This is a genomic window from Klebsiella michiganensis (assembly GCF_002925905.1).
GTDB lineage: Bacteria > Pseudomonadota > Gammaproteobacteria > Enterobacterales > Enterobacteriaceae > Klebsiella > Klebsiella michiganensis.
Map to the genome: position 1 here is coordinate 1 of NZ_PRDB01000016.1, position 4394 is coordinate 4394.

General features: G+C 54.6%; 4 protein-coding genes and 1 pseudogene. 1 reads left to right on the forward strand and 4 read right to left on the reverse strand.

Annotated features, from left to right (window positions below; genetic code table 11):
• Positions 1 to 632: 632 nt before the first annotated feature.
• The 4 genes and pseudogenes from CDA56_RS25130 to umuD all read right to left on the reverse strand — a co-directional run bounded on the left by CDA56_RS25130 (position 633) and on the right by umuD (position 3017).
• The gene (locus tag CDA56_RS25130; RefSeq protein WP_047368871.1) at positions 633 to 938 is read right to left on the reverse strand and encodes a hypothetical protein; all 306 of its coding nucleotides are present in this window, start codon (positions 936 to 938) and stop codon (positions 633 to 635) included.
• Between the two features lie 53 nt (positions 939 to 991).
• Positions 992 to 1243: a type II toxin-antitoxin system Phd/YefM family antitoxin gene (locus CDA56_RS25135; protein ID WP_047368872.1), complete on the reverse strand. Its 252-nt coding sequence runs from the start codon at positions 1241 to 1243 to the stop codon at positions 992 to 994.
• Positions 1244 to 1321: 78 nt separating this feature from the next.
• A pseudogene (locus tag CDA56_RS25140) lies at positions 1322 to 2592 on the reverse strand (Y-family DNA polymerase).
• Positions 2592 to 3017 (reverse strand): translesion error-prone DNA polymerase V autoproteolytic subunit, encoded by a 426-nt coding sequence (gene umuD / locus CDA56_RS25145; protein WP_009309980.1) that lies wholly within the window; start codon positions 3015 to 3017, stop codon positions 2592 to 2594. Before umuD ends, CDA56_RS25140 begins: the two are co-directional and overlap by 1 nt.
• A 402-nt stretch (positions 3018 to 3419) precedes the next feature.
• Between umuD and CDA56_RS25155 the strand changes: the two genes are divergently transcribed.
• Positions 3420 to 4394: reverse transcriptase domain-containing protein (locus CDA56_RS25155; protein ID WP_242446372.1), on the forward strand; the 975-nt coding region annotated here is incomplete at its 3' end.

Here is a 4394-nt window from a genome sequence, read left to right on the forward strand (position 1 = left end):
GGACCACGGTCCCACCTGCATCGTCTGTCAGCTTATCTGCCTGGGACCACGGTCCCACCTGCGTCGTCGGTCAGGTAATCTGCCTGGGACCACGGTCCCACCTGCATCGTCGGTCAGGTAATCTGCCTGGGAGCACGGTCCCACCTGCATCGTCGGCACATTATTAGTTTGGGACAACGGTTAAGCAATGCCTGTCACGAACAGGTATTGGCTTGTCGCCAGCAACCTGTTGAGCGGAGTAATCACGCAGCAGGGCGGCTATTACAGGTGATGGTGAAAGCTCTGTTGGGATCTGAACGAAGCATGTTGAGTGAAATTTGCAAAATTTCGCGGGGTGTGCGGCTTAATTTTAAATTTCCGCCAGCATTTTTAAAACCAGCTGCCGCCGCTGCGCGTTGGCCGGTCCTTCGTCCGGCCGGTAACCAGTCCCGGCCGTTCTTACGACCCTGGATGAACATGGTCCCGTCATCAGCGTCTCCAGTGTGATGTCGTTTGTCACGCCGTCCGAGGGGATATCAGGGACACAACATATGGTAGAAAAAGCAGCTGTCTGAGACACAATATATTGATTATCCACAGTAACGGGGGATAACCGTGTGGGTAACATATTGAAAGTCCAACACGTTATCTGATTAACTGACTTTGTAAACGCCGCTGAACCATGAAAAAAATCCGGGGGAATCATCACAGCGCATAAACATACCGTTATGTTTTTGGGTGACGGCAAGGAGGCCCCTGTTATCACCACATACCTTGTCAAAGGTTTCCATTCCTATCCTTATCAGGCTCTTTTCGTTATTTTCGGGAGAGATCCGGAGATGTTTTGTCAGCCAGACAGGATAGGTATCAGCGTTACGCCAGTACTGCAATTCAATCACTGAAGCCATTCCCCAGACAGTGAAGAATAAGAAAACCACACCTGCGATTTTGCTACCCATATTGTTCCTTAACATTGATTTAATACATTCCTTGCTCCTCGCACCGGAGCACATCACAGATACTGATTGAGATCCACTCCACGCAGCGGCTGGTTTTGACGTTCTGTGATCAATTGCACCAGGTCTTTTTCGTCCAGCGCATCGAGCATTTGTTCATACAGAGCCGCGGGCACACAATAAAAAACAGGGCGGTTGCGGTCAATAATCGCGACCGGGTAGCCGCCGCCGGCACTGGCGGTGGCCACCGGATCGTTTTTAAGTTCGCTGACGCTGGCAGTCACATCACACAGAATGATGTTTGTCATGGTTCCCCCCTGAGACAAGTCATCTGTATGATCGGTAAAGTAAGCTCTGGCGGCAAGTCCCTTCTGTCATTTCAACGGTCAGAAACGGGCAACCGGCAGCTCCTTCCAGCGGGTGGTATATGCCGGTGACAGCATCTCCCGTTTCATCTGCCAGTCCGGCGCAATACCCCGTCCGGCAAACCAGACTTTCCCGAGTCCGGAATGATTAATACCGTCGAGCACCTTCATCAGCGCATCGCTGTGCGGCCGTGGCTGCACGTCATCGAACAGATTCAGCTGTGCAACGCCGTTCGGGCTGAAATCATTGAGCATTATCCCCGCTTTTGCGTAGCGGTGGCCATCGAGCCAGATCCTGTCCAGAGACCTGACCGCTGCCGCTATAATGTCCCGGGTGTCACGGGTAGGGGTGTTCAGTTTCTCAGTGGCCACGTTACCGTAGTACGGTTCATTAACCGCAAAAGGGGAGGTTTTGATGAAGATGCTGATATGCCGGCAGTACTGCCGCTCACCTCGCAACTTTTCTGCTGCGCGCTCGGCGTACTGGCAGACGGCCTGGCGCATTTCTTCATAGGTGGTGATCCGCTGCCCGAAGCTGCGACTGCAGACAATCTGCTGTTTCGGCGGCGGCGCTTCCTCCAGTGAAATGCAACTCTCGCCGTTCAGCTCACGTACCGTGCGCTCCAGCACTACGTTGAAGTTTTTGCGGATAAACGCGGGGTTCGTCAGCGACAGCTGCAGGGCGGTGGTGATCCCCATAACGTGCAGCTTTTTCGCTATCCGGTTCCCCACGCCCCATATTTCTTCCACCGGCTGCAGGCTGAGTAATTTTGCCGTCCTGCGTGGATTATCGGGCGACAGCGCCAGCACCCCCCTGAATTGTGGCCATTCCTTTGACGCCCACTGCGCCGATTTGGCCAGTGTTTTGTGGCGCCGCAGCCGACACCGATCGTCAGTCCGGTTCCACTGAGAACGTGCCCACGCAACTGCCTGCCAAAATCCTCCAGATCCATACATTGGCCAATTCCCCGGGCATCCAGGAAACATTCGTCTATCGAGTATTGTTCGACGCGGGGAGACAGCTCCTCCAGCAGGGCGACCACGCGGTTACTCAGGCTAGCGTAGAGCTCGTAATTGCTGGAAAAAACGTACAGTTTTTCAGGAAACTGCGCCTCTTTGAGCTGGAACCAGGGGGTTCCCATCTTTATACCCAGCCGTTTGGCTTCAGCACTCCGGGCAATAACGCAGCCATCGTTGTTACTGAGAACGACGACCGGTTTTCCGCGCAAATCCGGCCTGAAAACCCTCTCGCAACTGGCGTAGAAGGAGTTGACGTCGGCCAGGGCGAACATCAGTCTGTCCCCCGGGTTTTATGAATGAAGGCCGTCACCACACCGAAAATTTGCAGCGTTTCCGGATCCGGGTACAGGGAAGGGAAGTCCGGGTTCATCGCCTGCAAGGCCGGCCGTGGCGTCAGAAGCAGGCGTTTTACCGTAAATTCACCCTCAATTTCCGCGATAACAATATCCCCGTGCCGCGGCTGTTCTGCTTTATCCACGACCATCAGATCGCCGGAATAGAGGCCAATATCAGTCATTGAGTTGCCAATCGCCCTGACAAAATAGGTGGAGTGGCGCCGGTGAATGCAGTACTCATTCAGATCCAGTTCAGACTCAGTGTAGTCCGCAGCCGGTGACGGAAAACCCGCAGGGCATCGCTCTGTGAACAAAGGAATTTTTACTATGCTGGCTTCTGATACTGCAGGAATGAACTTCATCGTATTTTCCCCTCGCTTGAAACTGTATATATATACAGTGTGCGCCGGGAGACCGGTAAAGATCAAGGGGTGAAAGTCCCCGACCATTGAAGGACCAGCAATCCACAGGGTCCCTGAGTCATGCGTTGTATACCGTGAGGTATGGGGCGAAGCGTTGACAGGGGTGTTGACAGGCCAGCCATTGAGCCACGAAATGTATATTAAATTCCCGGGTGCCGACGTTGTACTGTTTACGGAAGGCAACATCATAGGGTGCGTTACTGCGAGTGCCATATGGACCCGGCGGGGTCTGAGACCCTGGCATGTCAATACGATCTTTACGCGGGAACCGGGAGATCTCCCCTCTGACCATCTGCCAGTGCCGGAGATGGCCCGCACCGGGAAGGCGAGGAGCCGAAGCCGGTGATGTACGGAGAGGAGAAGTCGGACTTGCTCATAGTAGCTGCGAAGCTGGCGAACAATCCGCAAGGAGCGGAGTCAGTGGAGCGAAGGAGCGGGGCCAAGGGAAACGCGGAACAGCCACACATGCGCCGGACGCAGAGCCGGGAAAGTATGTCACAGAGGCTGTCACGCGTGCGGGAAGCTGCGAAGCAGCGGAAGAAAGAACGGTTTACCGCATTGTTCCACCTCCTGACAGCAGAGGCACTGGAGAACGCATTCCTCTCCCTGAGCAGGAAAGCGGCTGCCGGAGTTGATGGTGTCAGGTGGAAGGACTACGCCGAAAACCTGAAGGTCAACATAGCAGATCTGCACCGGAGGCTTCATCAGGGCAGTTACAGGGCTCAGCCCGGCAGGCGGCACTACATCCCGAAAGCGGATGGAAAACAGCGCCCGCTCGGCATCGCCTCACTGGAGGACAAAATCGTCCAGTATGCGCTGGTTAAGATCCTGAATGCAGTCTACGAAAATGACTTTATGGGGTTTTCATACGGGTTCAGACCCGGGCGAAGCCAGCACAATGCGCTGGACGCACTGGCCACAGGGCTGGTTCGGACCAATGTAAACTGGGTACTGGATGCCGATATCAGTCAGTTCTTCGACAAGGTAAGCCATGAATGGCTAATCAGGTTCATAGAACACAGAATCGGCGACCAGAGGGTAATCAGGCTCATACGAAAGTGGCTCACAGCCGGGACCTCAGAGGAAGGAGAATGGCGGGCATCGGAGGAAGGCACCCCACAGGGTGCGGTTATCTCGCCGCTGCTGGCAAACATCTACCTCCACTATGTCTTCGATCTGTGGGCGCATCAGTGGCGACGCCGCCATGCCACAGGCAATGTGGTCATGGTCAGATACGCAGATGACATAGTCATCGGGTTCGACAAGCGAATCGACGCTCAATGCTTTCGTATAGCCATGCAGCGCAGACTGAAGGAG